Annotated in this window: 22 protein-coding genes and 1 pseudogene; 8 read left to right on the top strand and 15 right to left on the bottom strand. The window is 41.6% G+C overall.

Translation table 11 applies throughout. The features are described from left to right. Window positions 1-10 precede the first annotated feature (10 nt). Window positions 11-865, bottom strand: coding sequence for a glutathione-dependent disulfide-bond oxidoreductase (gene yghU, locus ACP7AE_RS00895; RefSeq protein ID WP_426241036.1), 855 nt, complete (start codon window positions 863-865; stop codon window positions 11-13). 355 nt (window positions 866-1,220) lie between these two features. Here yghU and ACP7AE_RS00890 point away from each other — a divergent pair, with 355 nt between their 5' ends. Further along, complete coding sequence (locus ACP7AE_RS00890) at window positions 1,221-2,597, top strand: DHA2 family efflux MFS transporter permease subunit (protein ID WP_426241035.1); 1,377 nt, start codon at window positions 1,221-1,223, stop codon at window positions 2,595-2,597. Window positions 2,598-2,792: 195 nt separating this feature from the next. Here the strand turns inward: ACP7AE_RS00890 and bfr (ACP7AE_RS00885) are convergent, their stop codons facing one another. From bfr (ACP7AE_RS00885) to ACP7AE_RS00875, 3 genes are all read right to left on the bottom strand, one after another. Continuing rightward, window positions 2,793-3,272 carry a bacterioferritin gene (gene bfr / locus ACP7AE_RS00885; protein ID WP_426241034.1) on the bottom strand — a complete coding sequence of 160 codons (480 nt, stop codon included), beginning with the start codon at window positions 3,270-3,272 and terminating at the stop codon, window positions 2,793-2,795. A gap of 67 nt (window positions 3,273-3,339) precedes the next feature. Then, window positions 3,340-3,828, bottom strand: a complete 489-nt coding sequence (bfr, locus tag ACP7AE_RS00880; RefSeq protein ID WP_045447320.1) for a bacterioferritin — start codon at window positions 3,826-3,828, stop codon at window positions 3,340-3,342. A 437-nt stretch (window positions 3,829-4,265) separates the two neighbouring features. Continuing rightward, window positions 4,266-4,457 (bottom strand): (2Fe-2S)-binding protein, encoded by a 192-nt coding sequence (locus tag ACP7AE_RS00875; protein WP_045447323.1) that lies wholly within the window; start codon window positions 4,455-4,457, stop codon window positions 4,266-4,268. Window positions 4,458-4,835: 378 nt separating this feature from the next. Between ACP7AE_RS00875 and ACP7AE_RS00870 the strand changes: the two genes are divergently transcribed. Next, window positions 4,836-5,165 carry an ArsR/SmtB family transcription factor gene (locus tag ACP7AE_RS00870; RefSeq protein ID WP_045447327.1) on the top strand — a complete coding sequence of 110 codons (330 nt, stop codon included), beginning with the start codon at window positions 4,836-4,838 and terminating at the stop codon, window positions 5,163-5,165. A 152-nt stretch (window positions 5,166-5,317) separates the two neighbouring features. On the opposite strand, the pseudogene ACP7AE_RS00865 reads toward ACP7AE_RS00870, so the two are convergent. The 5 genes and pseudogenes from ACP7AE_RS00865 to ACP7AE_RS00845 form a co-directional block, all read right to left on the bottom strand. Next, window positions 5,318-6,037, bottom strand: a pseudogene (locus ACP7AE_RS00865) (sulfate/molybdate ABC transporter ATP-binding protein); the annotation flags it as partial. A 110-nt stretch (window positions 6,038-6,147) separates the two neighbouring features. Continuing rightward, window positions 6,148-7,104 carry a sulfate ABC transporter permease subunit CysW gene (gene cysW, locus ACP7AE_RS00860; RefSeq protein ID WP_426241033.1) on the bottom strand — a complete coding sequence of 319 codons (957 nt, stop codon included), beginning with the start codon at window positions 7,102-7,104 and terminating at the stop codon, window positions 6,148-6,150. Next, a complete protein-coding gene (gene cysT, locus ACP7AE_RS00855; protein WP_045448154.1) occupies window positions 7,104-7,988 on the bottom strand; it encodes a sulfate ABC transporter permease subunit CysT in 885 nt (294 codons plus the stop codon). The genes cysW and cysT overlap by 1 nt, the downstream gene beginning before the upstream one ends. Window positions 7,989-8,271: 283 nt before the next feature. Beyond that, window positions 8,272-9,366, bottom strand: a complete 1,095-nt coding sequence (locus ACP7AE_RS00850; RefSeq protein WP_426241032.1) for a sulfate ABC transporter substrate-binding protein — start codon at window positions 9,364-9,366, stop codon at window positions 8,272-8,274. A gap of 250 nt (window positions 9,367-9,616) precedes the next feature. Then, entirely contained in the window at window positions 9,617-10,774 is a 1,158-nt protein-coding gene (locus ACP7AE_RS00845; RefSeq protein ID WP_426241031.1) for a sulfate ABC transporter substrate-binding protein, read from the bottom strand. Window positions 10,775-11,164: 390 nt separating this feature from the next. Between ACP7AE_RS00845 and ACP7AE_RS00840 the strand changes: the two genes are divergently transcribed. Further along, window positions 11,165-11,671 carry a hypothetical protein gene (locus ACP7AE_RS00840; protein WP_426241030.1) on the top strand — a complete coding sequence of 169 codons (507 nt, stop codon included), beginning with the start codon at window positions 11,165-11,167 and terminating at the stop codon, window positions 11,669-11,671. A gap of 115 nt (window positions 11,672-11,786) precedes the next feature. On the opposite strand, the gene sat is transcribed toward ACP7AE_RS00840, so the two are convergent. Next, window positions 11,787-13,037 (bottom strand): sulfate adenylyltransferase, encoded by a 1,251-nt coding sequence (sat, locus tag ACP7AE_RS00835; RefSeq protein ID WP_426241029.1) that lies wholly within the window; start codon window positions 13,035-13,037, stop codon window positions 11,787-11,789. A 242-nt stretch (window positions 13,038-13,279) separates the two neighbouring features. Between sat and ACP7AE_RS00830 the strand changes: the two genes are divergently transcribed. From ACP7AE_RS00830 to ACP7AE_RS00820, 3 genes are all read left to right on the top strand, one after another. Then, window positions 13,280-14,971: a nitrite/sulfite reductase gene (locus ACP7AE_RS00830; RefSeq protein WP_426241028.1), complete on the top strand. Its 1,692-nt coding sequence runs from the start codon at window positions 13,280-13,282 to the stop codon at window positions 14,969-14,971. Then, entirely contained in the window at window positions 14,964-15,584 is a 621-nt protein-coding gene (locus ACP7AE_RS00825) for a DUF934 domain-containing protein (protein ID WP_426241027.1), read from the top strand. The genes ACP7AE_RS00830 and ACP7AE_RS00825 overlap by 8 nt, the downstream gene beginning before the upstream one ends. Before the next feature lie 64 nt (window positions 15,585-15,648). Then, window positions 15,649-16,287, top strand: coding sequence for a phosphoadenosine phosphosulfate reductase family protein (locus ACP7AE_RS00820; protein WP_426241026.1), 639 nt, complete (start codon window positions 15,649-15,651; stop codon window positions 16,285-16,287). 148 nt (window positions 16,288-16,435) lie between these two features. Here ACP7AE_RS00820 and ACP7AE_RS00815 read toward each other — a convergent pair whose 3' ends face one another. Beyond that, on the bottom strand, window positions 16,436-17,251 hold the full coding sequence (locus tag ACP7AE_RS00815; protein WP_426241025.1) for a DUF817 family protein: 816 nt from the start codon (window positions 17,249-17,251) through the stop codon (window positions 16,436-16,438). A gap of 386 nt (window positions 17,252-17,637) precedes the next feature. Between ACP7AE_RS00815 and ACP7AE_RS00810 the strand changes: the two genes are divergently transcribed. Both ACP7AE_RS00810 and cysG read left to right on the top strand, forming a co-directional pair. Beyond that, the gene (locus tag ACP7AE_RS00810) at window positions 17,638-18,588 is read left to right on the top strand and encodes an acetyltransferase (RefSeq protein WP_426241024.1); all 951 of its coding nucleotides are present in this window, start codon (window positions 17,638-17,640) and stop codon (window positions 18,586-18,588) included. Between the two features lie 258 nt (window positions 18,589-18,846). After that, entirely contained in the window at window positions 18,847-20,451 is a 1,605-nt protein-coding gene (cysG, locus tag ACP7AE_RS00805; RefSeq protein ID WP_426241023.1) for a siroheme synthase CysG, read from the top strand. 116 nt (window positions 20,452-20,567) lie between these two features. Here the strand turns inward: cysG and ACP7AE_RS00800 are convergent, their stop codons facing one another. The 4 genes from ACP7AE_RS00800 to ACP7AE_RS00785 form a co-directional block, all read right to left on the bottom strand. Then, entirely contained in the window at window positions 20,568-21,578 is a 1,011-nt protein-coding gene (locus ACP7AE_RS00800; protein ID WP_426241022.1) for a CgeB family protein, read from the bottom strand. A gap of 171 nt (window positions 21,579-21,749) precedes the next feature. Continuing rightward, entirely contained in the window at window positions 21,750-22,022 is a 273-nt protein-coding gene (locus tag ACP7AE_RS00795) for a hypothetical protein (RefSeq protein ID WP_426241021.1), read from the bottom strand. 41 nt (window positions 22,023-22,063) lie between these two features. Beyond that, window positions 22,064-22,810, bottom strand: a complete 747-nt coding sequence (locus tag ACP7AE_RS00790) for a class I SAM-dependent methyltransferase (RefSeq protein WP_426241020.1) — start codon at window positions 22,808-22,810, stop codon at window positions 22,064-22,066. 154 nt (window positions 22,811-22,964) lie between these two features. Next, window positions 22,965-24,581: a hypothetical protein gene (locus ACP7AE_RS00785; RefSeq protein ID WP_426241019.1), complete on the bottom strand. Its 1,617-nt coding sequence runs from the start codon at window positions 24,579-24,581 to the stop codon at window positions 22,965-22,967. Window positions 24,582-24,595: the final 14 nt, after the last annotated feature.

Raw genomic sequence — 24,595 nt, 5'->3', positions numbered from 1 at the left:
ATCGATAGGTTTAGTCAATAGGCTTTAATGACAGGTCTACGGCACGCTTAACGGCTGGACGTTCAGCAATTGCCTGTGCCCAGCGCTTCACATGCTTGTAGTCATCAACTTGTAGGAACTCGGCGGCATCATAGAGCTTTCCAAGCACCAATTGTCCATACCATGCCCAAATAATCATATCCGCAATATTATAATCGGCTTCGTTATTGCCACACATATATGTGCTGTCTTTTAGGTGGGTATCCAGCACATCGAGCTGGCGTTTGGTTTCCATGGTATATCGGTTGATTGGGTACTCTAGCGGTTCAGGCGCATAAGCATAAAAATGTCCGAAGCCGCCACCTAAGAAAGGCGCACTACCCATCTGCCACATGACCCAAGACAAACACTCTGCCCGTGCTTTGCCAAGTGATAAAGGCATAAATTGGTCAAATTTTTCTGCCAGATACATCAAGATAGCACCAGACTCAAAAAGTGCTATCGGCTCGCCAGCTATATCGGCAGAATGATCAACCAAGGCTGGAATTTTTGAGTTAGGGTTTATGGCTACAAAGCCAGAACCAAACTGCTCTCCTTGAGAGATATCAATTTTATAGGCATCATATTCAGCACCTTTAACACCAATCTCGGCAAGCTCTTCTAACAGGATATTAACCTTGACGCCATTTGGCGTATTCAATGAGTACAGCTGTAATGGCGCAGCGCCTACTGGCAGCGCTTTCTCATAGCGCGCACCCGCTGTTGGGCGATTGATACTGGCAAACTTACCACCGTTTTCTTTGTCCTGCGTCCAAACCTTTGGCGGGACATATTTATCGTTTTGCCCATCGGTATGATTGCAAGCTTTGTTATTTTCCTGACTCATAATATATCCTCAGTTTATCTTTATCGTATTGTTGATGCTTCTACTTATATCGTCGGTAGTCAATCCAATCTTATATGATTGAGATGAGATTGGCTGTATTGCTTATCTATTGGCTTAAGTCGTTAGCGAGGGTTTACTATAACGATAACCAACCCTGATATTAAAGTCCTCTCTTGTAAGCAGTGTTAATATTATTACCTCTAAACACAGAATTCTATAACCTCAACCGCCAGCCGTTACTTTGATTCCCTTTTATTATGATTGAGTCTTTCTTATACTACTCGGTTGGTATAGCGAATTAGTCGTCAATAGACTATTTTGTTCATTTTATGATGGGATATCTAATGAGATTTACATGGTAACGCTAACCCCGACACAAGATAAATACTTGCCCTATGTGCTAGCGGTGGCGCTATTTATGCAAATTTTGGATGCCACTATATTAAATACCTCATTACCGCAGATGGCACAGGCGCTGGGTGAGTCTCCATTAAAAATGCAGTGGGCGGTGATCAGTTATGCGCTAACTTTGGCCATATTTATTCCCATCAGTGGTTTTTTGGCGGATAAATACGGCACGCGCCGAGTATTTTTGGCAGCGATTATTATCTTTTGTATTGGCTCACTGCTATGTGCTGCGTCACCAACGTTGGATTTTTTGATTGGTTCACGGGTTATACAAGGTATTGGCGGGGCGATGATGACGCCTGTGGCTCGCTTAATTTTGGTCAAATCCTACCCACGCAATAAGCTGCTGACCGTCATGAACTTTGCGGTAATTCCTGCTTTGGTAGCACCGCTAGTAGGACCGGTCTTAGGTGGCTATATCGTACAATATACCAGTTGGCATTGGATATTTTTGATCAATATACCGATGGGTATTTTTGGCTTTATCATGGGCAAAAAACTGGTCCCTGCCTTATTTGAGGATACCAAGCGGCTTGATTGGACAGGATTTTTATTGTTTGCTGCCGCTGCTTGTGGGTTTACGCTTGCTGTAGAGTTCGGCTCACAGACTGGTCGAGGGTTTTATGGGTTGTTGCTTAGTTTGGTGGCCAGTTTATTGATAGGCGCTTATATTTGGCACGCCAAGCGTCGTCAAGCACCGTTGTTCCCCTTGAGTTTGTTTGACATTCGAACCTTTCGTATTGGCATTACTGGTAACCTATTCACGCGCTTAGGTATTAGCGCCGTACCGTTTTTGCTGCCGCTGTTGCTGCAAGTGGTGTTTGAATACTCACCGTCGCAGGCAGGTTGGCTACTTGCGCCCATCGCAGTCGGTGCTATCGGGATTAAACCCTGGGTCAGTAAAATTATTCAGCGTTATACTTATCGCAAAGTGCTGGTCTTCAACACGTTTTTGATGGGCACGCTCATCATTGTGTTGGCACAGTTTACCGATGCCTCACAGTGGTTATGGTTTATTCCTATTTTGACCATAATGGGCGCTTGTAATTCTATGCAATTCAGCGCGATGAATACGATTACTATCGGTGATTTAGAAGGCGCTCAAACTAGTAGCGGCAATAGCTTGATGGCGGTCAATCAGCAGTTAGCGATTAGTTTCGGTATTGCTTTTGGGGCAGCGGTACTGACGCTGTTACGTGAAAGGCTACAAATGGATACGCTGACAGCGTTTCAAACCACCTATTGGATACTTGGGATCTTAACCATTCTCTCGGGGCTGTACTTCTTACGACTTAAGCCCGAAGATGGGCGCGGCTTATACTGAGCCGCTGATATTTAGATTTTGAATAAAGAGTTTGAAAAAATATTGATTAAGCGTTGATTTTGTCAGCAGTGCAGATAGTACGCGTTGTCAAATATGAGACACAAAAATGCCAGCATATGTATGAGTGATTATAAACCACACGACACGCTGGCATTTTTAGAGCATAGTACGATTCATTGCATCAACAATGAACCATTAAGGCGCGTCATCATCCATTTGTGATTGGATATAGCGCTCAACCCCAATGCTTTCGATCAGGTCTTCTTGAGTCTCTAACCAGTCTTGATACTCTTCATTACCATCTTTTAGCGTCACCAATAGCTGGCGCGACACATAGTCAGACTTTGTTTCACATAGAGTAATGGCATCGGTAATGATATCGAATTTTTGTTTTTCTAGGCGCAAATTGCATTCGATAATCTCTGGCACATCTTCACCGATGAACATCTTGCCGTAATCTTGCAAATTTGGTAAACCGCCTAGCAATAAAATCCGGGCAATCAGCTCATCAGACCATTTCATCTCAGCGATGGATTGTTTATAGAAACTCTCATTGAGAACTTCTAATCCCCAATGGCGCGCAATGCGCGCATGTAAAAAGTACTGGTTGATGGCAATCAATGACTGTCCGAGCACTTTATTTAAAGCGCGAATAACCTCTTTATCCCCTTTCATTATCTCTCTCCCTTTCATGTCGTTATTTATGCTAAATACTATGGTTATTGTTCATATCTTCGTGACATTAAACAAGATTGGGAGTGACTTCAGCCATTTGGCTTTGCAGATAATTGGGCAGACTGATCATCTCAATTAAGCGCAACTGTTGCTCAAGCCAATGCGCATGATCTTCTTCAGTGTCTTTTAGTTGTTCTACCAACATCTCACGCGTGACATAATCGCGCTCTGCTTCGCAAAGAGCAATACCGTCTTTTAAGTGCTGTTGTACTTGATACTCTAGCTCAAGGTCAAGTTGCAGCATTTCAGGAACTGTCGCGCCGATATTGATGGCATTGACCGTCATTTTCGGCGTGCCGCTCAGCATTAGGATACGGCGAATAATAGATTGGGCATGTAGCGTCTCATCTGCCATCTCATGATGGATACGGTCGTACAATTTGCCATAATGCCACTCAGCATACATTTCTGAGTGAATAAAATACTGGTCACGGGCAGCAAGCTCACCGCCTAACAAAAAATTCAAATAATCAATGACTTTTGGGCTACCTATCATAACCTATACTCCCCTATTTATATTTTACACATCACCGTAAATTCATAATTATCCATATAAGGATAGTACTATTGGTAAACTGATCAGTAAAGATCAAAATCAACAAAACGTCTTACAACGTGAGACAGATATAGTAGCATATAGGCGCTATACAGCTTGTAATGTTATGAACTAAGAATAAGATGCTAATTGAGAATCATAATTAGCTAGCTTTAGTAATCACTGATTTATCGCAACAATGGCTGCTAATGATGCTCAATATCATTGAAGTAGGTGTATGAGTAAAGTTATACGGACGCTCACAACTTACCCTTTATGTATAATGACCAAAGGATAAGTGCGGAATATTGAATGTATTGTGGTATCGAGGCGTACTAGTGATATTGGTGTAATGAGGTAATGAACAGCTGGGTAGTAAATCTGTGGTTTGATAACGCTTAAACAGCGTAAGCCAAGACATCGAGTCTAGCATGATGCTCATCTAGGTAATCGTTAACCATCGGTTCGCAGCAGCCACAGCAAGTCGCAACATCGAGGGTATCTTTTAGACCGTCAAGGGTATCGATACCTGAAGCAATGGCTGCTTTGATTTGCTTTTCTTTTACGTCATTACAGATGCATACGTACATGGTCTAGCTCCTCTGAATACCGCTATTCGGTAACTGCTTGTATTGCTCATAAATTTAGTGCATTGACGGTAAAAATGATGAATAAAGTGTTTGCTTTGATATTCACGGTCATTTTTATGGCTTAATGTATAATAACGATAACTATTATCATTTGCAATAGCATTTGATATATTATTGGTATAAAAGTACAGTAATCAAAGTAGAGTTATATTGCACGCAGTTAATTGATGTAAGTGAATATAAGCGTGCGTGTAACCGAATATGATGAAAGGTAGTAAATTAACGACGAACTGTAATTTAGCCCATTTTTTAATCGATTTTGTAGATAACTGCTGTTATATTGAACCCCTATTAACAAAGCCCAATTGGAATTGTTCTATGTCTGATAATAATTTTACGATACGACCTATCGAGTTATTTAAAGTCTTATCTGACCCGACGCGCTTAAAAATATTTCAAATTCTGTTTAACAAAGAATCGCGCTGTGTTGGTGAGTTGGTAGAAATACTAGATCAACCACAGCCAACGATATCGCGTCATTTGAACCATTTAAAGAAACTCGGTATTTTAAGCTGTGTTCGCGACGGTACGTGGATGTGGTATGAAGTCGCTGACGACTTGCCAGAATGGTGCCAAGAGATTTTGGATATTACTTATAAGCAAATATCTAGCAAAGACCTCGATATGTCCAAGCCTGCTGAGATATGATGACTATCTAGCATTATTGCTATCAACATTTGATCTCAATAATGCTAGATACCAAATGAAATTGAGACCTGCTTTAACTCATAAAAAAAGACCTACAATAAATAGGTCTTTTTTTATGGGTGATAATAGAAAAACTGCACCAAATTTTACTATGCCAAATCTAAAAAATCACTGATAAACGCATTGGCTGGCTGGTGTATCAGCTCCTCCGATGTGCCTACCTGCTCTACCCGCCCTTGATTCATGACCACGATCTCATCTGATACAGCGCGGGCTTCTTCTTGATCGTGAGTGACCATGATGCTGGTAATACCAAGCTCATGGTGAATGTTCTTTAACCAAGTGCGCAGCTCTTTACGTACTTTGGCATCTAGTGCACCAAAAGGCTCATCAAGCAACAATAACTTTGGCTTCACTGCTAAGGCGCGTGCCAGCGCAATCCGTTGACGCTGACCGCCTGATAATTGATGCGGATAAGCATTGGCCACTTGTGGCAGCTGCACCAAGTCTAATAGCTCGGCAACGCGCTTATTGATATCTGCCTTACTTGGCCGCTCATTCTTTGGTAACAAGGTCAGTCCAAAGGCGACATTATCGGCGATATTTTTATGACGAAACAATGCGTAATGCTGAAACATAAAGCCAATATGGCGCTTTTGTACTGGCGTATTGGTCACTTCCATCTCATCAAACAATATCTGCCCTGAGTCAGCATATTCTAAGCCGGCGATAATGCGTAGCAACGTCGTTTTGCCACAGCCTGATGGTCCTAGCAAAGTGGTCAGCTTGCCAGTCGGCACGGTGATATTGATATTATCTAAGGCGGTAAACTGACCGAATTTTTTATTAACGTTGCGAATCTCGATGCTCATAATGGGTTCTCTTATTATATCTTTGGTATCGTGGCAGATTTTTTGGTTACCGCATTTACATTATTAAATTAAATCTAATGCCAGCCCTTTCAGACCAAGTGTAGATAGTATTACTTATCCGAAATTTCAGCGGTCGTTGAATCAATAGTCTTGGTAGCCTTAGTAGCGTTGGCGCTTACCAGTAATTCAGGCACACTTCCCAGCCGTTCGGACTTGGCAAATTTGCGCTCTTGTAGCTTAGTCATGACTTGTTGAATAAGCAACGTCACGAGCGCCAGCGCGGCAAGTAGGCTTGACAAGGCAAAAGCGGCGGTAAAGTTATAATCATTGTAAGCAATCTCAACCAGTAGTGGCATGGTGTTGGTCTCGCCGCGAATATGACCAGATACCACACTCACCGCCCCAAACTCACCCATTGCCCGCGCATTGGTCAAAATCAAACCATAAAGTAGTGCCCATTTGATATTGGGTAATGTCACATGCCAAAACGTCTGCCAACCAGTTGCGCCCAAGGTCAATGCCGCTTGCTCTTCAGAGTCGCCTTGCGTCTGCATCAGCGGTATCAGCTCACGTGCTACAAAAGGGAAAGTAACAAACAGCGTTGCCAATACAATACCTGGAACCGCATAAATAACTTGGAATCCCATGCTTTCAAGCCAGCCGCCAATGGTGGAATTGAGTCCGAATAGTAAAACAAACATCAAACCTGCCACGACGGGTGATACTGAAAATGGCAGATCAAGCAAAGTGGTGACCAGCTGCTTACCTTTAAACTGATAGCGCGTCACTAACCATGCGATTGCGATACCCATTACCATATTAATCGGCAAGACGATAGCCGCGGTAATTAACGTCAGTTTAATGGCTTGCAGGGCTTCTGGATCAACCAACGAGGCAATATACAACTGCCAGCCACCTTTAAAGGCTTCATAGAACACAGCCAGCAACGGAATGACCAACATGATGACCATAAATAGCACTGCGATGACGATAAAGGTAAGGCGTATCCATGGCGTATCTTTAGTCGCTGCGTTACTTTGGTAGTCGTAGCTATTAGATATTTGCATTAGCGAGCTCCTACACGGCGCGACAGTTTCCACTGCATGATGTTAATGGTCAATAAGATCACAAATGAGATCAGTAGCATAAATAATGCAACTGCAGAAGCCCCTTGAACATCAAACTGCTCTAGTTTACTAATGATAATGAGCGGTAAAATCTCTGATTGCATGGGGATATTGCCAGCGATAAAGATAACCGAACCGTACTCGCCAGTGGCGCGAGCAAACATCATGCCTGCACCCATGAGTAAAGCGGGCAACAGCTCTGGCAAAATTACTTTGCGAAACGTCGTGAAACGATTGGCACCCAATACCGCGGCTGCCTCTTCAAATTCAACCGATAGCTCAGCGAGTACAGGCTGCACAGCACGGACAATAAAGGGAAAACTGACCACAACCAATGCGAGCCAAATACCTATAGGTGTAAAGGCGACCTGAATGCCAAATTTATCAAACCACTGTCCAATCAAACCATTAGGGGCATAAAGGGTCGCAAGCGAAATGCCTGTGACCGCCGTTGGTAATGCAAATGGTAAATCAACTAGCGCATTAATCAGCGACTTACCCCAGAACTCGTAGCGTACGAGTACCCAAGCGACCAATGTGCCAAACACCATGTTGGTCAGCATCGCTAAAAACGACATCCATAAGCTTAGCTTGATAGCAGCAGTGACTTGCGGCTGACTAATCGTCTCCCAGAATCCAGTCCAACCCATCTGAGTCGTGGTGTAGGCCATCATGGCAAATGGTAATACCACCAGTAGCGACAAACTAAAGACCGTGATACCCATGCTCAGGCCGAACCCTGGCAGCACATTGCGTTGGCGCAAACGTGTTAACCACCCTTTTTTTGCAGGGGCTTTGCTGGCAGGAGATGTTTTTGCACTCATAATGATGTCCTATTGCCTAACCAATCGTACTTAGCGATGATTACTATTTATTGTTATTGCTTAACGTGGGTTTTCACTATTGATACTTAAAAAGAGCACTTAACAGAAAGCATTTCACGATGATGTCGTCTATAAAACCACGCTATCAGGTAGTTATTAATATGCTTACGGTATAAAGGACATAGCGTATATGACCATGTCCTTTATGAGGTTCTGCATGACTAACGGTGTGACTGACTGCATTTGCTAGCGCAGTAGCTGCTCTTATGCACTTAGCAAGTGATTACTGCGGCGCGTTAATGGCGAGCTGGTCGAATACGCCGCCATCACTGAAGTAAGTACCCATAATTTCATCCCACGTGCCAAAGGCATCATTTGGACGGAATGTTTCGATCGGTGGTAATTTATCACCATTTTTATCAAGGACGCTTTTGACGCTAGGACGCAAGTATAGATTGGCGGCCAATTGCTGAGCAGGCTCGCTCCATAAGTAGTCAAGATAAGCTTTTGCGGCATCCGTTGTGCCTTTTTTATCTGTCACTGACTTGACAATCGCAACAGGGCTTTCTGATTTAATAGAGTATTTAGGATAAACGATGTCAACTTTACCCGCACCGAAATCAGTCGCTGCCAAGTTGGCTTCATTTTCAAAAGTCACTAGGACATCACCAATACCACGCTGAACGAAAGTGGTGGTTGCAGCGCGCCCACCATTTTCATAAACTTTGACGTTTTTGAGCATGTCTTTCACGTAGTTTTTGGCACTGGTCTCGTTTTTATCAAAAGCGTGCAAGCCATAACCATAAGCGCCCAGGAACGCATAACGACCATTACCCGTCACTTTTGGATTGGCCATGACGATCTCAACGCCTTCTTTGGTCAAATCTTCCCAGTCATTGATGCCTTTTGGATTGTCTTTACGGACTAAGAATACGATGGTACTGGTAAAAGGGACGGCATTGTCTGGGAATTTGCTTTCCCAATCTGACTCAACCAAACCTTTTTTCTCAAGCAACTCAATATCAGAGCCTTGGTTCATGGTAGCGACATCTGCTTGCAGACCATTGGCAACTGACAGCGCTTGTTTGCTTGAGCCACCATGTGACTGCTTGATTAGAACATTGCTGTTTGGATTTTCAGATTTATAATGCTCAACGAATAATGGGTTGTAGTCTTTATAAAAGTCACGTGCCACATCATAAGAGACGTTCAGCAGCTCAATATTTTGACCTTCTGTGGCAACTGTGCCATCTGCATTAGCAGTCGTCTCTGTCTCGCTATTGCTACAGCCAGCCAGCCCCAAGGTTAATGCAACGCCTGCAATGCTCAAGACGTTACGTTTTTTACTTTTTTGTTGATATCGCAAAGCGTATGTCATAAATCCCTCAAAGGTATCTGTTAAGTAATGCAAGTATGCTAACAGTGCCATGTTATTATGTTTAATGATGAATATGCGTATGTTATTGCCAAAATGGAATAACAAAGGTATAAATACAAGGTTATCAATCACTTAAATAATATCGTTAATACATAACGCTGACACCCTACTAACTACCCGCTCTGGCTCATACAAATTGAGCACTTTGAGCATGTATCAGCCCATTGACGATCTCTTGACAAACGACCCCCTACTTCACTCTTGCTAGCTGATCGAAACGCCCACCATCGACAAAGAAAGTGTCCATAATCTGCTCCCAAGAACCAAATACTGCTACTGGCTCAAAAGTCTCAATATCAGGCAAGGTTGCTTTGTGAGCTGCCAGCACTTGTGGGTTACTTGGACGCATATACATCTGTGCCATGAGCTCTTGTGCTGGGGTGTCCCATAAGCCTTTTAGGTAAGCATTTGCCGCTGCCGTCTTGCCGCCCTTGTCAGTAACGGCTGTTACGACCGCCACTGGGTTGGCAATCACAATAGAATAACTGGGATAAACGATATCGACCTGTCCTTTGGCAAATTGCTTGGCGGCTAAATGTGCTTCATTTTCGGTCGTGATGAGCACATCGCCCAGCCCGCGCTGAGTAAAGCTGGTCGTTGCGGCACGCGCCCCATTGTCATAAGTGACCACGTTTGCCAGTAGTTTTTTGATAAAATCATCCGTTTTGGCAGGACTTTGCACTGTTTCTTTAAATTGATGTAATCCGTAACCATAGGCACCCAAAAACGCATAACGCGCAGTACCACTGGTTTTTGGGTTTGGTATCACGACATCGATATCGTTACGCGCCAAGTCAGACCAGTCTTTGATATTTTTGGGGTTACCATCGCGCACCAATAGCACCATGGTACTGGTATAAGGCACCGCATTGTTCGGGAACGCTTGCTGCCAGTCAGAGGCAACCAAGCCTTTTTTAACCAACAGATTCATATCACTTTCTTGGTTTAAAGTGACTACATCTGCTTGCAGACCATTGGCAACCGACAGCGCTTGTTTGCTTGAGCCACCATGTGATTGGTTGATATTTACCTGACTATCTGAATGCTTTTGCTGATAATCTGCGCTAAATAAAGCGTTATAATCTTTATAAAAATCGCGTGATACATCATAAGAGACATTTAATAAACTGATATTTTTTGCATCACCCGTTGCGTTCGAGCCGTCTTGTTGAGTGGCTTCGGTAGGATTACAGCCTGTCATTAGCATGGCAAACGCCAGTACGCTACCAACTTTAACACTGATATTGGCGAGCGGCGTCGGCGTCTTTTTATCCTCAATAAGGGTATGCAGGTTAGCAAAATGACGCTTTTGAAATATTTGCTGAATACTTTTGTTATCTGGTTGCATGGGTGCTCTCGATAATGTTGATAGAAGCGTTTTCCACAGCATTGACAATCTTATTAATGCTCATAATTCTTTGGATGCGGTTCTATAGATAATGAGAAATATGCTAACAGCATGTGAGTCAAATGCTTAGTGACAAATGCGCTTATCGAGTGATTAACTTGGCATAAGTCATTTTATTAATTATTTTACAAGGCTTATTTTTTCTAAGTATTTTGCGCTATAGTGATGAGCAGACACTTTTGAGTAAGTAATGGTATTGCTTACTCTATAGACGAGCCTTTATATAAACGATACTATCTCTAATATCCTTACAGCCACGCTGTTAGGCGTTGCGTTTAGATAACGACCATTCCTCTTAATCACTCCTTTATCAAAGGTACTTAAATGATCATGTCTCCACCTCGTCACTCACGCTTTTTTTCGGTATTTTTCACCACATCGGCGGCTCTGTTTGCCTTAAGTGGCTGTAATAACGTGACACCTAGCGTGAATCACCAAGCCGTAAAACAACCAATAGCCGATGTCATGCCAGCTGTGCAAGCAGTCGTTGGAGATTATGCTGATGAAGGTTATGAAAAGCGCGCGCAAGGCTATGATTGGGTTGGCGTCATGGTACGGGCAGAGAGTGATCAGCAAATCAATATAAAGGTTCGCGCCCGTAGCGATGTTAAAAAACCCAGTTGCCAGTTTGATGGCAAGGCGACATTAATGGGTCAAGACGACGCGCACGGCATTATTTTCCAAAGCAAAGTCAATGACAGTACGGCATTTTTTCAATTTAAGGATGATAAACTGACTATTGATAGTCAAGATAAATACGCGCTTAACTACTTCTGCTCTGGCGGTGGCACATTGGTCGGTGACTATCAAAAGCTGACAACAGATTTAGAGATTTAATAGATAACGAACGCTAGCTTAGGTAACAGGCGTTGAAAACCAGTATAAAAAAAGGTGTCAGACTTATCATCTGGCACCTTTTTTTGATACTGGTTCATATGCTGATAATCTTGGTTTACACCGCAGAGGCACCGACTAATTTCACTTCAGCACGTTCCTCTCTTGCGATACCAGCATAATAATCACGCAAAATTTGTAGTACTTCTGGACGGCTAAAGTTGTCTGGTACTTCTTCATCTTCTGATAGCGCTTTACGCAGCTTGGTACCTGATACTTTAACGTGTTCAGACGCTTCATGCGGGCAAGTTTTGTCGGAAGCCATCGCATTACAAGCATTACACCAGAACGTCCAGCCAATTTTGAGTGGTTGGGTGATAAGGTCATCTTTCCCAACGTGCTCAAAAATCGTTTGCGCATCAAATGCCCCATAATAATCGCCGACTCCAGCATGGTCACGACCAACAATCAAGTGGCTACAGCCATAGTTTTGACGGAATACCGCATGCAATAATGCCTCGCGTGGACCGGCATAACGCATATCTAGCGGATAACCCGCTTGAATAACCGTATCTTGTCTAAAATAATTATCAATCAAGGTTTTAATGGCTTCTTGACGGACGTCGGCTGGGATATCACCAGGTTTGAGTGCCCCTAGCAATGAATGAATCAATACACCGTCACAGATCTCAATCGCAATTTTTGCCAAATACTCATGTGAGCGGTGCATTGGATTACGCGTTTGGAAGGCAGCCACTGTTTTCCAGCCTTTAGCGTCCAAAATAGCGCGGGTTTCTGCTGGCGTTTTGTAGATTTCTGGATATAACGTTGGGAACTCGCCTTCACTCAATACCTCGACACTACCTGCAATATTGACTTCGCCTTGCTCTAAAACTTGTTGAACGCCCGGATGTTCTGGGTCTGTTGTGGTAAATACTTGCTGACACTCATGCTTTTTATCGATGGTATAGGTTTCTTCTACCGTCAAGATACCCATGATTTCGCCGTCTTGAGCGACCAAGGCTACTTTATCTCCTTGACTCAAACTATCTGCAGTCGCTTTTGGTGCAGACAAGGTGATCGGAATTGGCCAAAACAAACCCGCGTTTTCACCACTTTGCAAGCGCATATCATCAACCACACCCTGCCAGTCTGCTTGATTCATAAAGCCACTCAACGGCGTAAAGCCACCAATACCGAACATGATTAAATCACCACGCTCACGTGAGCTTAAAGTAATGGTTGGCAAAGTGCTAGCAAGTTTTAATGCTTGAGCGCGTGCCTCACCTTGTAATAGTAATGGCTTAAGCTCAGTGCTGCCATGCGGCGGAACAAGTTTTGATGGTTGCTTAGAGGTGATAGATGTCATATTGATTTATAACCTTTATAGGTAGTGATAAATTTGATAAGCATAGGCTACCTAACTTTCGTTATGAAAATTTATGCTGTGTTTGGATATACATATGTCTTAAAGGAATTTATGTTTATAGACGCAAGCTTATATGATGTGACTCTGAATGGTTTACCTTGCGACTGGCAATAAGACCGATTACACACGCAAATCATTTTCGTCACTGCTTTTAAGACTAAAAACAAAATTGAGATTACGTCATGTATCAATATAATTACGCTGACCAAACCTTGGTAGAAGAACGAGTCGCTCAGTTTCGCGACCAGACCGAACGGTTTTTGGCAGGTGAGCTGCCAGAAGAGCAATTTTTGCCGCTGCGATTACAAAACGGCCTTTATATTCAGCGTTATGCACCGATGTTGCGTATCGCTATTCCTTACGGGCTACTTGCCAGCTACCAATTGCGAAAATTGGCTGAGATTACTCGTAAATATGACAAAGGTTATGGGCACTTCACTACCCGTACCAATATCCAGCTGAATTGGCCAAAGCTAGAAGACGTGCCTGATATTTTGGCAGAGCTGGCATCAGTACAGATGCACTCGATCCAAACCTCGGGCAACTGTATTCGTAACACAACCACCGATCCATATGCTGGTATTCATAAAGAAGAAATCGCTGACCCACGTCCCTATTGTGAGATTATTCGTCAGTGGTCAACCTTCCATCCTGAGTTTGCTTTTTTACCACGTAAATTTAAGATTGCCGTCATCGGGACCAATGATGACCGCGCGGCAACCCAAGTACATGATGTCGGTCTGCATATCAAAACCAACGATGAAGGCGAGATTGGTTTTGAAGTATTGGTCGGTGGTGGTCTAGGACGTATTCCTGTCTTGGGTAAAGTCATCAATAAGTTCTTGCCGCGTCAGCATCTGCTTAGCTATTTAGATGCCATCTTGCGTGTCTATAACTTGCATGGTCGCCGTGATAAAGGCAGCAAATACCGATCGCGCATTAAGATTTTGGTCGAGAGCATGGGCGGCCCTGCCTTTGCCAAATTGGTTAATGCTGAGTGGGAAGCCCATACCAAAGATGGTTCGCTTACCTTAACTGATGAGAACTTTGCAACAGCGAGCAGCTTCTTCAGTGAGCCTGACTATGTGTCGTTTGATGCACTACAAGTACAGTCTGAGCTACAACAGCAATTAAACGCTGATAAAGACTTTGCTAACTGGTACAACCAAAATACGGTGGCGCATAAAGTCGCTGGTTATCGTGCGGTCGTTATTTCGCTCAAAGCAGGCTTGGTCGATGGCAAATATGTGCCCTCTGGTGATGTCAGCGAGTCACAGATGGATGCACTGGCTGATTTGTCTGACAAATACAGCTTTGGTGAACTGCGTGGTACTTATCAGCAGAATCTGGTATTCGCTGATGTGCAAACCAACACTCTCTATGAATTGTGGCAGCAGCTAGCAGAGTTGCATTTAGCACACGCTAATATTAATACCCTAACAGATATGATTGTCTGCCCAGGTTGGGACTACTGCTCGCTTGCTAATGCGACGACACACAACATCGCTGAACAAATCGAAAAACAGTTCGATGATCTAGACTATCTGTATGATTTGGGTGAGATTCGCTTAAACATGTCTGGTTGTATCAATGCGTGTGCGCACCATCATACAGGCGATATTGGTATCTTGGGCGTCGATAAAAAAGGTGAGCATTGGTATCAGATCAGCATTGGCGGCAATTCCAGTGACGATGCCAAACTTGGAAAAATATTAGGTAAATCTGTCCCTGCTCTTGAGGTTGCCAATACCATACAGCAAATCGTTGATGTCTATGTAGACTTGCGCGCCAGCACCGACAATGATGTCGAAAGCTTTGGTCAATTGGTTGAGCGCGTTGGTATTGATCCATTTAAGGAGAAGGTCTATGGCTAATCACCATATTTTGGACAGTCATGGCGTCGATATCGGCAGTCAAGATACATGGCATGTACTCACCACGGACGCGCTACCAGAAAGTATTGTATCAACAAACATCACATTGCTTGAGCTGCTACAAAGACAAGAAAAGCCCGATGTGATTGTACCGCTCGCTGACCTATTAGACGAATCAGGCGCGCAGGTCGGTGGTCTGATCAAAGAGGTTTATGAGCTGATCGTTCAGCATAGCAGTCGACTTGGATTGTGGGTGACGGCTGACACCGATGCTGATGCGTTAGAAGGTATTAGTGATTTCTTATCAACGCAGGCGCTTATCGTTATCGATGTGCCCAAATTCGCTGATGGTCGCAACTTTAGCTTTGCACGTACCCTACGCCAAATTGGCTACCAAGGTGAGATTCGGGTGGCTGGCGCGTTTGGCCGTGATCAAATCGCATATCTACTGCGTATGGGTGTTGATAGCTTTGTATTGAGCGAGCATGACATGCAGCCAGACTCTAAATTCGGCATTGAGCAAGCATTTACCGCCCTTGCCAGTAGTTATGATGGACAAAGTGCTTCGGATTTACCGATGTTTGCTAAACCGTCAGAACCCTCAATCGCCTAGCTTTAACACTGATCATAAATTTTTAATCAACGATTTTATATTAACAACCATTAAGGAAGGTATTATGAGCCAATTACATCCAAGTTTAGACCTCGACCAAGCCAACCAAGCATTGCAAGGCAAGTCGCCTGAGCAAATCGTTGAGTGGGCATTAAGCCAAGCGAAAAACCCAATCATCACGACTAACTTCCGCCCATACGAGTCAGCGATTCTGCATTTGGTGGCCAAGCAGCGCCCTGACATCACCGTATTGTGGGTAGACTCAGGCTATAACACGGATGCCACTTATCAATTTGCCAATAAAGTCATCCGTGATTTAAACTTAAACGTCATCACCTATATTCCTAAGCAAACGGCAGCGTATCGTGACGCGACCATGAACGGTATCCCAGGTATCGACAACCCACAGCATGATGAATTCACTGACCAAGTAAAATTAGAGCCCTTCCGCCGTGCGCTAGATGAGTTAAAGCCAGATGTTTGGTTCAATGCGATTCGTAAAGATCAAACCGAATTCCGCCAAGGTCTTGATGTACTTAGCCTATCAAAAGATGGCGTCTTAAAAGTAGCGCCATTGTTTGAAAACACTGACGCCGATTTAGATGTTTATCTCGAAGAGCATCACTTACCGAATGAATTTGATTACTTTGATCCAACGAAAGTAGAAGAAAGCCGTGAGTGTGGCTTGCACACGCAGCTTTAGGTATTTCGTAGTTTTACGATAAAAACACTTCTTAGATATAAGAGGTGTTTTTTTTATTGTCATAATAGATTCAATATTCAGTCCCACAAAATTTGAATATATCATTCAAACGCTGCCAAAATAATGAGGGCAAACTCAAGTATCAAAATTATCGAGCTAACTGCCAACCGCCTTTCTCATCCCTTTTGCCCATGACTGCCAAAACCAACACTAGACTTAACATCAGTAATAAGTACCAAGAGCCCAGCTTACCCCAACCTACCATATGCCATGCATTTGCTTGTGACGGATAACGCCAAATATTGGTAAAAGTAGCAATATTTTCTGCCAACCAAACCAAAAAAGCGAGGAACAACAGTAATGGTAAAAATGGACATTGATATTGCTTGGTATCATGCAATTGAAGATTATTTTTGTGATGGATTTGAAAAAACACTCTGGTTTTCCAAAATAAAATTATCGAAGCGATGAACAATATATTGCGAATATCAGGGACAAAAAACTTAGTGAAGAAGTTGGCATAAGAAAAAATAACCAATACACTCACCCATAGTAAACGTGGCAAGTCGGTAAAAGAGGCATTAAACAATCTTAAGCCACGCGCTAAAAAACTACCTACGGCCGAATACATAAAACCGGCAAAAAGTGGCACAGTGGCAACTCTAAAAATTGCTGGTTCAGGATAATACCAAGAACCAATTTTGGGATGGGTTAAAAACAGCTCCATTGCCATGGCCATGATATGAAAAATAGCAATGACCCATACCTCACGCGGCGTTTCTAATTTGAAATAAACCAAAAAAACCTGAATAATTAAAGCATAAGCCAACAACAGATCATAGCGATAGACACCAGAAATTGACCAACTTATTTGATGAGTCAGTACAAAAGCCAATAATAAAAGTATGCCAAACAAAGCAGACGCTAAACTTAGCGCGGCGCCACGCGGAATAATGTTCAACATCTTAGATTAGCACTACAATCATATTGACTACCGTTTATTGCTTCAACAGCTCGCTTCATACGCTATGGTGAACCATGACATACATCCTCATCTTCCTCACAATAGCTTATTATGTAAAGTATTAGAGGCCGCCAAACTATAGCAAATAGTCCACTTAATAGACAATTTTCTATTATTTTTGAATATCTCTATCTGTATAAAGAAGTCAGCATTTGAATAATTAACGTTTCTTGAACGTTTTATTGTCTAACATTGCGGTATTCTATGGCTTGCCTCAGTGGCTGCTCGGCATTAAACCGACGCTATAAAGCCGCATCATGGACAAAGTTACTCATCCTTTTTTATTTCCTTATAGGCACTCGCGCTCATCAATATGGATATTTATTATGTCTTTTATAAAAAAAATCGATTCACTCTATGAAAAACTGCACGATAAGCTACCAGCGGTAGGCAAGACTGCCTCTTTTTTAACTGGTACGAGTGTTCTTACTGCCAATAGTGCGATGGTGGGTCTGCCCATCTGGACTTTGGGAGCGGCAAAAGTATTGACAGGAGCAAAAGCTGCGGATGATGCGCTGATTGCGATTACCAAATACTGGATTAATAGTAATAACGCCGTCATTGATCATGCCCTACCTCACAAAGACTGGCGCATTAACCTGCCTGAGGACCTGAGCGAAGACAAACAGTATCTATTGGTAAGCAACCATCAATCGTGGGTTGATACCAGCATTGTGCAATATATCAGCCAAGATACGCTGCCTCTGACACGGTTTTTTACCAAGTTTAATCTGATTTATATTCCTGTCATCGGTCAAGCCTTTTATTTCTTAGACTTTCCGATGATGAAGCGCTTTTCTGCAAAAGCGATGGCCAAGAATCCAGAACTTAAAAAACAAAACCTGCTTGAGGCTAAGCGTGCCTGTCGTCAATTAAAAAACAAACCCTTTGCCCTATTAAACTATTTGGAAGGCACGCGCTTTACCCCAGAAAAACATGACCAACAAAAATCTCCTTATCAGCATTTGTTAAAACCACGGGCTGGCGGTTTGTCATTAGCCATTAATGCGTTAGGCAATGAGTTGGATTCTATCTTAGACGTGACCATTGTCTACCCAGACGGCGCGCCTGACTATGATGATTTATGGAAAGGTAATATTCGCCGTTTGGGCGTCGATGTGACTCGCTTAAAGATACCAGACGAATTATTTGCTGCTATCATGGACGGCGGCTATGACCGTGATGAAACCACCAAAAAAATGATGTTTGATTGGTTAGAGGATATTTGGCAACAGAAAGATGCCCGTATGACTAAGATGCTGAGTGAGTTTGAATAGGTTCTTGTACGTGGTCAAATCTCTTTATTGCTAATAGCCAATGCAAAAATCTAATCTAAATGACAGCCACAAGCTTTGACGTAAGCCTGTGGCTTTTTTAGTTCTGTATTTCACGACTCACCTATTCCCTTTTACATCAAAAACCCTCACTAACATGACAAAAACGAATATGCTAATGCCAATTCGCTACGTGAGCGTATGCCTGTGATACCTCATAATAGCGACATACCTTACATTGAATGAATTACAGGTAATCCTATGAACACCTTTCCATTATTTTTTAAATTAGAAGGTCGCAAAGTACTGATTGTTGGCGGTGGCGATGTGGCGCTACGTAAAGCGGATTTGCTCAGCCGTGCTGGCGCGTTCATCACTATTCTTGCGCCAAATATCAGCGACGAAATACAAGCCTTGCTCAGTGACAGTAAGCATGAGCTGATTTATGAGAATTATAATAAAACTTATATGACAGGCGCACGCGTCATTATTGCTGCCACTGACGATGAGACACTTAACCATCAAATACATGCTGATGCCACTGAGCTAAACATTCCAGTTAATGTGGTCGATACGCCGCATTTATGCGATTTTATCTTCCCTGCGATTGTTGATCGCAATCCAATCGTGATTGGCATATCGTCAAACGGCAAAGCGCCAGTGTTGGCACGTCTATTACGCGCTCGCCTCGAAACCTTGATTCCACAAGGCTATGGTAAATTGGCAAAGCTTGCTGGTGATTTTCGTAGCGAAGTGAAAACTAAAATACCTACGCTGACAGGACGCAGGCAGTTTTGGGAAAAGGCATTTGAAGGTCCAGTCAGTCAGCTGATGTTTGCGGGTAATGAAGCTGAAGCGGCGGCACAATTACAAGCCGATTTAGATAAAACAGCATCAATTATCAGTGATAAATATACAGAGAATGATATATCCACAGAACCTCAAACCCTACAAAATAATGTAGGCGAAGTCTATATCGTTGGTGCAGGCCCAGGTGACCCAGAGCTGCTCACTTTTAAAGCGCTGCGTTTGATGCAGCAGGCTGACATTGTCTATTATGATGCGCTCGTCTCACCGCAAGTATTGGATTTATGCCGCCGCGATGCTGATAAAGTATTCGTTGGCAAAAAACGCAGCAACCATGCGATAGCGCAATTAGGCATCAATGAATTGTTGGTCAATAGCGCAAAAGAAGGTCGCCGTGTGGTGCGTCTAAAAGGTGGTGATCCTTTCATCTTTGGGCGTGGCGGCGAAGAAATTGAGAGCTTGCGTGCGCACAGTATCCCGTATCAAGTCGTCCCCGGCATTACCGCTGCCAATGCTGCTGCAAGCTATGCCGGTATTCCATTGACTCATCGTGACCATTCGCAGTCGGTACGTTTTGTCACTGGATTTTTAAAGGCTGGCGCGCCCAATAATAACTTTAAGAGCTTTTTGAATACGGATGAAACAGTCGTATTTTATATGGGGTTGCATTCGCTGGCGCGTTTGACGACAGGCTTGATTGATGCAGGGCGCAGTAGCGACACCCCGATTGCTATAGTCTCCAATGCCAGTATGCCCAATCAACAGGTATTAACGGGAACGCTTGCCGACATCGTTGAGTTGCAAGAAAAAAACCAGCTACCCACACCAGCCTTGCTCATTATGGGAGACGTGGTCGCACTCCATCATGATTTGGCTTGGTATAATTTGCAAAATCAGCAGAAAAACAACAATAGTGACACCACAGCTAATAACTGGTTACGAGGCGGTACTGCGGCAACACCAAAAGATAAGGTGGTTGACCAACAAGCACATGCATTATCGATGATTGCTAATTTAGCAACGGCTGATGATGGTTTGGAGCAGTTAGTGATTGGTTGAATTAAGGCTTTCAACTCGCACAAAAAAACCTACCATTAATTACTGGTAGGTTTTTGTATTTGGCGGATAACTTTTGATAACTTATACTATAAGTATCTTTCTATAATAGAAGCAATCTATAGCTCGATAAAATCCACAATATGCTGTAACCATTGATCGTAGTTATAGTTTTCTAATACATGAGCACTCGCATAACGCATCATCTCTTCTTGTTGCTTAGTATAGCCTTTAGAGAGCTGCGCAAATAACTCATCTGCCTGTTCACGACTCTCAATCACTTCACACATCCCCTCAAAGCGTGTACTGACTGATACGCTAGGATTGCTCACCGCCAACCGACCACAGGCCATAATCTCAATCAAACGACGAGAAAACATACTAGGCGAGTCCGTCACGGTATTGACGTTAATACAGTGTGAATACTGACGGTATACATCACCCGTCTTATTATAAGGGACATTAGGAAATACTGTCGTGTTAGGTAAATCGGGATAGCGATAAACGTCAGGATTGCGATCTGAGTTGCGATCTATGATATCCAAACCATAGGGAGATGCAGCACTGAACGCCATATCTTGCCACTGTTGGCGAGCATTATGGATATGCTTGCTGTAACTGCCGATAAATAAACTCTTACGATAGCGCGGTGGTGAGGTGGTAGGATAATGAAACTTAGGCTGTACGGCAAAGGGTAGCACCCCTGCTTTTACTTTATCACCCAATATCGCTTGGTAGCGTTCAACGCAGTTTGAGTCAACGGTCAGTATATATTTGAATAAACTGGCAGAGTCTATAAAACGGTTGAAGTGAGCCCCATCTTCTTTATTCCAAAATACAGCAGGAATATTATATTTATCCGCCATCTCTAAAAGCTTGCGTAGCTCAACGTTATTACGTTCAGGATAGTCAGGGTAGTTGGCTATCTTATAGCGCCATGCATCCTTATACCCTCGCCACACGGATTCGACTAATATAAAGTCTGGTTTAAATATTTTAAATAACTGAAACCATTTTTTATCTTTAAGTTGGAAAATTTTTACAGAACTTTCGTCCAATGCTAAAGACGTCAACTCGTCACTTATTAAAGCAATTCTAGTCTCTTTAGAGGTGTTAAATAAGTATCTCATTGTATTGCACCTACTAAATAGAATAGCTAGCACTATAGCAACTATATTAATTTTTTATCTATAGAGACTTAGTTACTTAATTAAGAGCCCATATTAAAGAAAATAAAATACATGGAAATAATATATATTTTATATTCAGTGTAGAAAATAAAAAGACATTTATTGATAACTCTAACTATCGATAGTTTTTTTTTCCGAATCAAATGTTCTTTTGTCTCCGTATATTTTATCTCTAACAAAAGCCTTAATATAAAACACTCCATCAAAGTCATCAATAAGAAACTCAGCTTTCATATTATCTGTGTACCACTTAGTTTCTATTCTTTCCTCATCTTTATATAAGTAGAAAGCATAATCATACTTAGACGGTTCAAAAAAATAGCTGTCAGCTATAAATTCTCCTAGTACTTTATTTTTTTCTACAGATATATTTACATCAAACATATTTAACCCTCAATTTTTATAAGTCTATTTTGTATTTACTATTATTTTTCCAAAGATACTGTTAGTCTTCCTAAGCCTTTTTCTAGTGGGTAATACTGTATATTAAAGCCATTGTTCTGAGCCCAGTCTTCGCAAATATCTCTCTCTTCTTGCCTAACCGTGTCATCCATCCATACCTCGACGCTATCAGACAGCTGGGAAGATAATGCTGGTAAAGCAGGATAACGGCTATAAGCACAAATATTTCCTGGTGGTCCATCTACCCATATTAGGTTTATATTTTCAATATTTTGCAATAAGGACTTTGGATACCAAAGTGATGGCTTGCTAGCATCATTATGATTAATATGTTCTGCATCCCAAGGTTCTAGCCCACCAATACGTAAATCGACCCAACGATTTAAGCTATTTTGTTCTAATTGAGAAATTGTTTGTGCTCCATAATGCTCACTATGCTCTATTGAAAACAGCTTACCACCACCATTCTGACTGAGTGCGTCCGCAATTACTAAGGTTGATGCACCACTACCAAATTCAACTATCACTTTAGGCTTAGTATTTACAATATGCGTATGCAAACGCAACAATACGTCAGGAGAGCTTGCCCACCCACGCAGTGGAGGAATTTGTGTATTAGGTAAAAGGCGGCGCTGTAACCAAGATAAGCTTTCTAATTGTGAGTAGATGCGATTTTGTACTTTAATTAAGTCTTGCGTTAGCTTATTGAATTGTTTGATACTTTCTTCTGCAAATATATTTTCTAAATTCTCGATCTTTGATATGCTCATTACGTTACTTCCTCCATTAGCATCTTAATTCATATTTATAGCAGAAATGATGTATTAGTTACTCTAACAACCTAGGAAATAGATAACTGCATTAGATACAACATAAACAATCTTAATAATAATTAAGCTTTAATAATTAAGCTTTAATTATTATCTATAATCCAATATTCTTTAAAGATAGTAGCTCACCTACTGAAATTATTTTTGAAGCATCTATACCTAAACGTGCATTCCATGGTGACTTCTTCACATTATCCATAGCTAACTGCACTTCTTCTGTCGTAAAAAAGTTAAATTCAGTTACAATCCTTGAATATTTCTCTAAGTCTAGAATCAATAAATCAATCATTGAACTCTTTTTTTCAGTTCTTTGTTGCCTTGGTTCTAACTCATAAAACACTTTAAGTTTACTAGGTCTTGAATTATCTGTATCTTCATTTGAAGATGCAACTCTCTTTAGACTTTTACTTATATCTATTTCAGAGTAGTTTTTTTCTTTCTCATCGAAAGAAATATTTAGTACATCAGGATAGCACCTTACGAAAAGATCCAAAACCAATGATCCTTTTTCTTTTTCTAACTCGTTTAACTGCTCAAACGCTTTTGCTAAATAAATAGATGCCATTGGAGTGACATAGTACTCACTTAAGTTCCGATGAGTGTTCCTTCCTACATGAAATCTGGATCTATAATTCCAATAATAATCAATCATAGATACTTTAGTATTTGCAGGAGCATCAATTTCATAAAGTGCTTTACCTATTTTTCGGTTTAAAGCATACAGAGCACTTTGATTGCTTTGCCCTAGTGCAACGTGACTCATGTATTCATTCGCTGGTTGCAAATAAAAATCTCTGAAACACTCACCACAGGCTCCGTGATAATGAAGTAATGACTGCGGGCGCGAAGAAGATGGAAAGTATATAGGAAAGTACACTCCTAAACTTCCTAATTTCCATAAATCATATAAATTATCTTGGCTTCCCTGACCAAATATATACGATTTATTAGTTATATTAAAACCATATCTATTAGCTAATTTAAGTGCTACTTCATAATCATTACCTACACTTTTACTACACATGAAATTAATTTTAGACAAATCAACATCTGATGCTAGAATAGTAGCTAATACTACTCTAGAGTCAACGCCACCCGTAATATCAACTGTAACTCGACTCTCAAAATAATTGATTAATGTGTGGTTAATATCTATAGTGCGTTTAAAAAACTTATCTAAATTCTCAATATAGCTTTGACTTTGTAGGATAGGTGATATATCAATAAAATTAAAACCTTTGTTTTTCTTTGTAACTTTTAATATTTTATTACGTGGTAATACTTTAATATTATGGATAAGAGTATCATTACTTACTAATTGCTGTGTAATACCATGCCTAACTTTTAAAACATCGATCTGATCTTTATCAATTTTAAGCCTTTCCCCATTATCTGTTAAGTGTCTGCATAACAATATAAAAGAATTAGATATTGCCCATACATTATTTTTTATATAATAATATAATATATCTTGACCAAAAATATCCGTTCTAGCTAATACTATCTCTTTAGTAACTTTGATAATAGAAAAACGGCCATCAAGTGGGCCACTTAGATCTGGAAATTCGTTATTTTTAAGATATATTTCAAGTCCTCTTTCACCGATAACGATAGACTTATCATTAAATATAGTTCCACTAAAGTAGTGTTTTTTTTGCTCACTAAAACTTGAAACCACATAAAATCCTGAACCTTCAATGCTATTATTCATAACTATACTCAAAT

The organism is Psychrobacter sp. TWP2-1-2, from assembly GCF_049896785.1.
Taxonomy (GTDB): domain Bacteria; phylum Pseudomonadota; class Gammaproteobacteria; order Pseudomonadales; family Moraxellaceae; genus Psychrobacter.
The sequence above is the reverse complement of the archived record's forward strand: the minus strand, read 5'-3'. Positions and strand labels throughout refer to the sequence as shown.

Coding starts and splice junctions, on each gene's coding strand:
- ACP7AE_RS00850 (WP_426241032.1), bottom strand. CDS start 9,366: ATGACATACGCTTTGCGATATCAACAAAAAAGTAAAAAACGTAACGTC.
- bfr (WP_045447320.1), bottom strand. CDS start 3,828: ATGATAGGTAGCCCAAAAGTCATTGATTATTTGAATTTTTTGTTAGGC.
- ACP7AE_RS00810 (WP_426241024.1), top strand. CDS start 17,638: ATGTCTTTTATAAAAAAAATCGATTCACTCTATGAAAAACTGCACGAT.
- ACP7AE_RS00845 (WP_426241031.1), bottom strand. CDS start 10,774: ATGCAACCAGATAACAAAAGTATTCAGCAAATATTTCAAAAGCGTCAT.
- ACP7AE_RS00870 (WP_045447327.1), top strand. CDS start 4,836: ATGTCTGATAATAATTTTACGATACGACCTATCGAGTTATTTAAAGTC.
- ACP7AE_RS00790 (WP_426241020.1), bottom strand. CDS start 22,810: ATGAGCATATCAAAGATCGAGAATTTAGAAAATATATTTGCAGAAGAA.
- ACP7AE_RS00785 (WP_426241019.1), bottom strand. CDS start 24,581: ATGAATAATAGCATTGAAGGTTCAGGATTTTATGTGGTTTCAAGTTTT.
- ACP7AE_RS00890 (WP_426241035.1), top strand. CDS start 1,221: ATGGTAACGCTAACCCCGACACAAGATAAATACTTGCCCTATGTGCTA.
- ACP7AE_RS00825 (WP_426241027.1), top strand. CDS start 14,964: ATGGCTAATCACCATATTTTGGACAGTCATGGCGTCGATATCGGCAGT.
- ACP7AE_RS00795 (WP_426241021.1), bottom strand. CDS start 22,022: ATGTTTGATGTAAATATATCTGTAGAAAAAAATAAAGTACTAGGAGAA.
- cysT (WP_045448154.1), bottom strand. CDS start 7,988: ATGAGTGCAAAAACATCTCCTGCCAGCAAAGCCCCTGCAAAAAAAGGG.
- ACP7AE_RS00815 (WP_426241025.1), bottom strand. CDS start 17,251: ATGTTGAACATTATTCCGCGTGGCGCCGCGCTAAGTTTAGCGTCTGCT.
- ACP7AE_RS00800 (WP_426241022.1), bottom strand. CDS start 21,578: ATGAGATACTTATTTAACACCTCTAAAGAGACTAGAATTGCTTTAATA.
- cysG (WP_426241023.1), top strand. CDS start 18,847: ATGAACACCTTTCCATTATTTTTTAAATTAGAAGGTCGCAAAGTACTG.
- yghU (WP_426241036.1), bottom strand. CDS start 865: ATGAGTCAGGAAAATAACAAAGCTTGCAATCATACCGATGGGCAAAAC.
- ACP7AE_RS00820 (WP_426241026.1), top strand. CDS start 15,649: ATGAGCCAATTACATCCAAGTTTAGACCTCGACCAAGCCAACCAAGCA.
- ACP7AE_RS00875 (WP_045447323.1), bottom strand. CDS start 4,457: ATGTACGTATGCATCTGTAATGACGTAAAAGAAAAGCAAATCAAAGCA.
- ACP7AE_RS00840 (WP_426241030.1), top strand. CDS start 11,165: ATGTCTCCACCTCGTCACTCACGCTTTTTTTCGGTATTTTTCACCACA.
- ACP7AE_RS00830 (WP_426241028.1), top strand. CDS start 13,280: ATGTATCAATATAATTACGCTGACCAAACCTTGGTAGAAGAACGAGTC.
- sat (WP_426241029.1), bottom strand. CDS start 13,037: ATGACATCTATCACCTCTAAGCAACCATCAAAACTTGTTCCGCCGCAT.
- cysW (WP_426241033.1), bottom strand. CDS start 7,104: ATGCAAATATCTAATAGCTACGACTACCAAAGTAACGCAGCGACTAAA.
- bfr (WP_426241034.1), bottom strand. CDS start 3,272: ATGAAAGGGGATAAAGAGGTTATTCGCGCTTTAAATAAAGTGCTCGGA.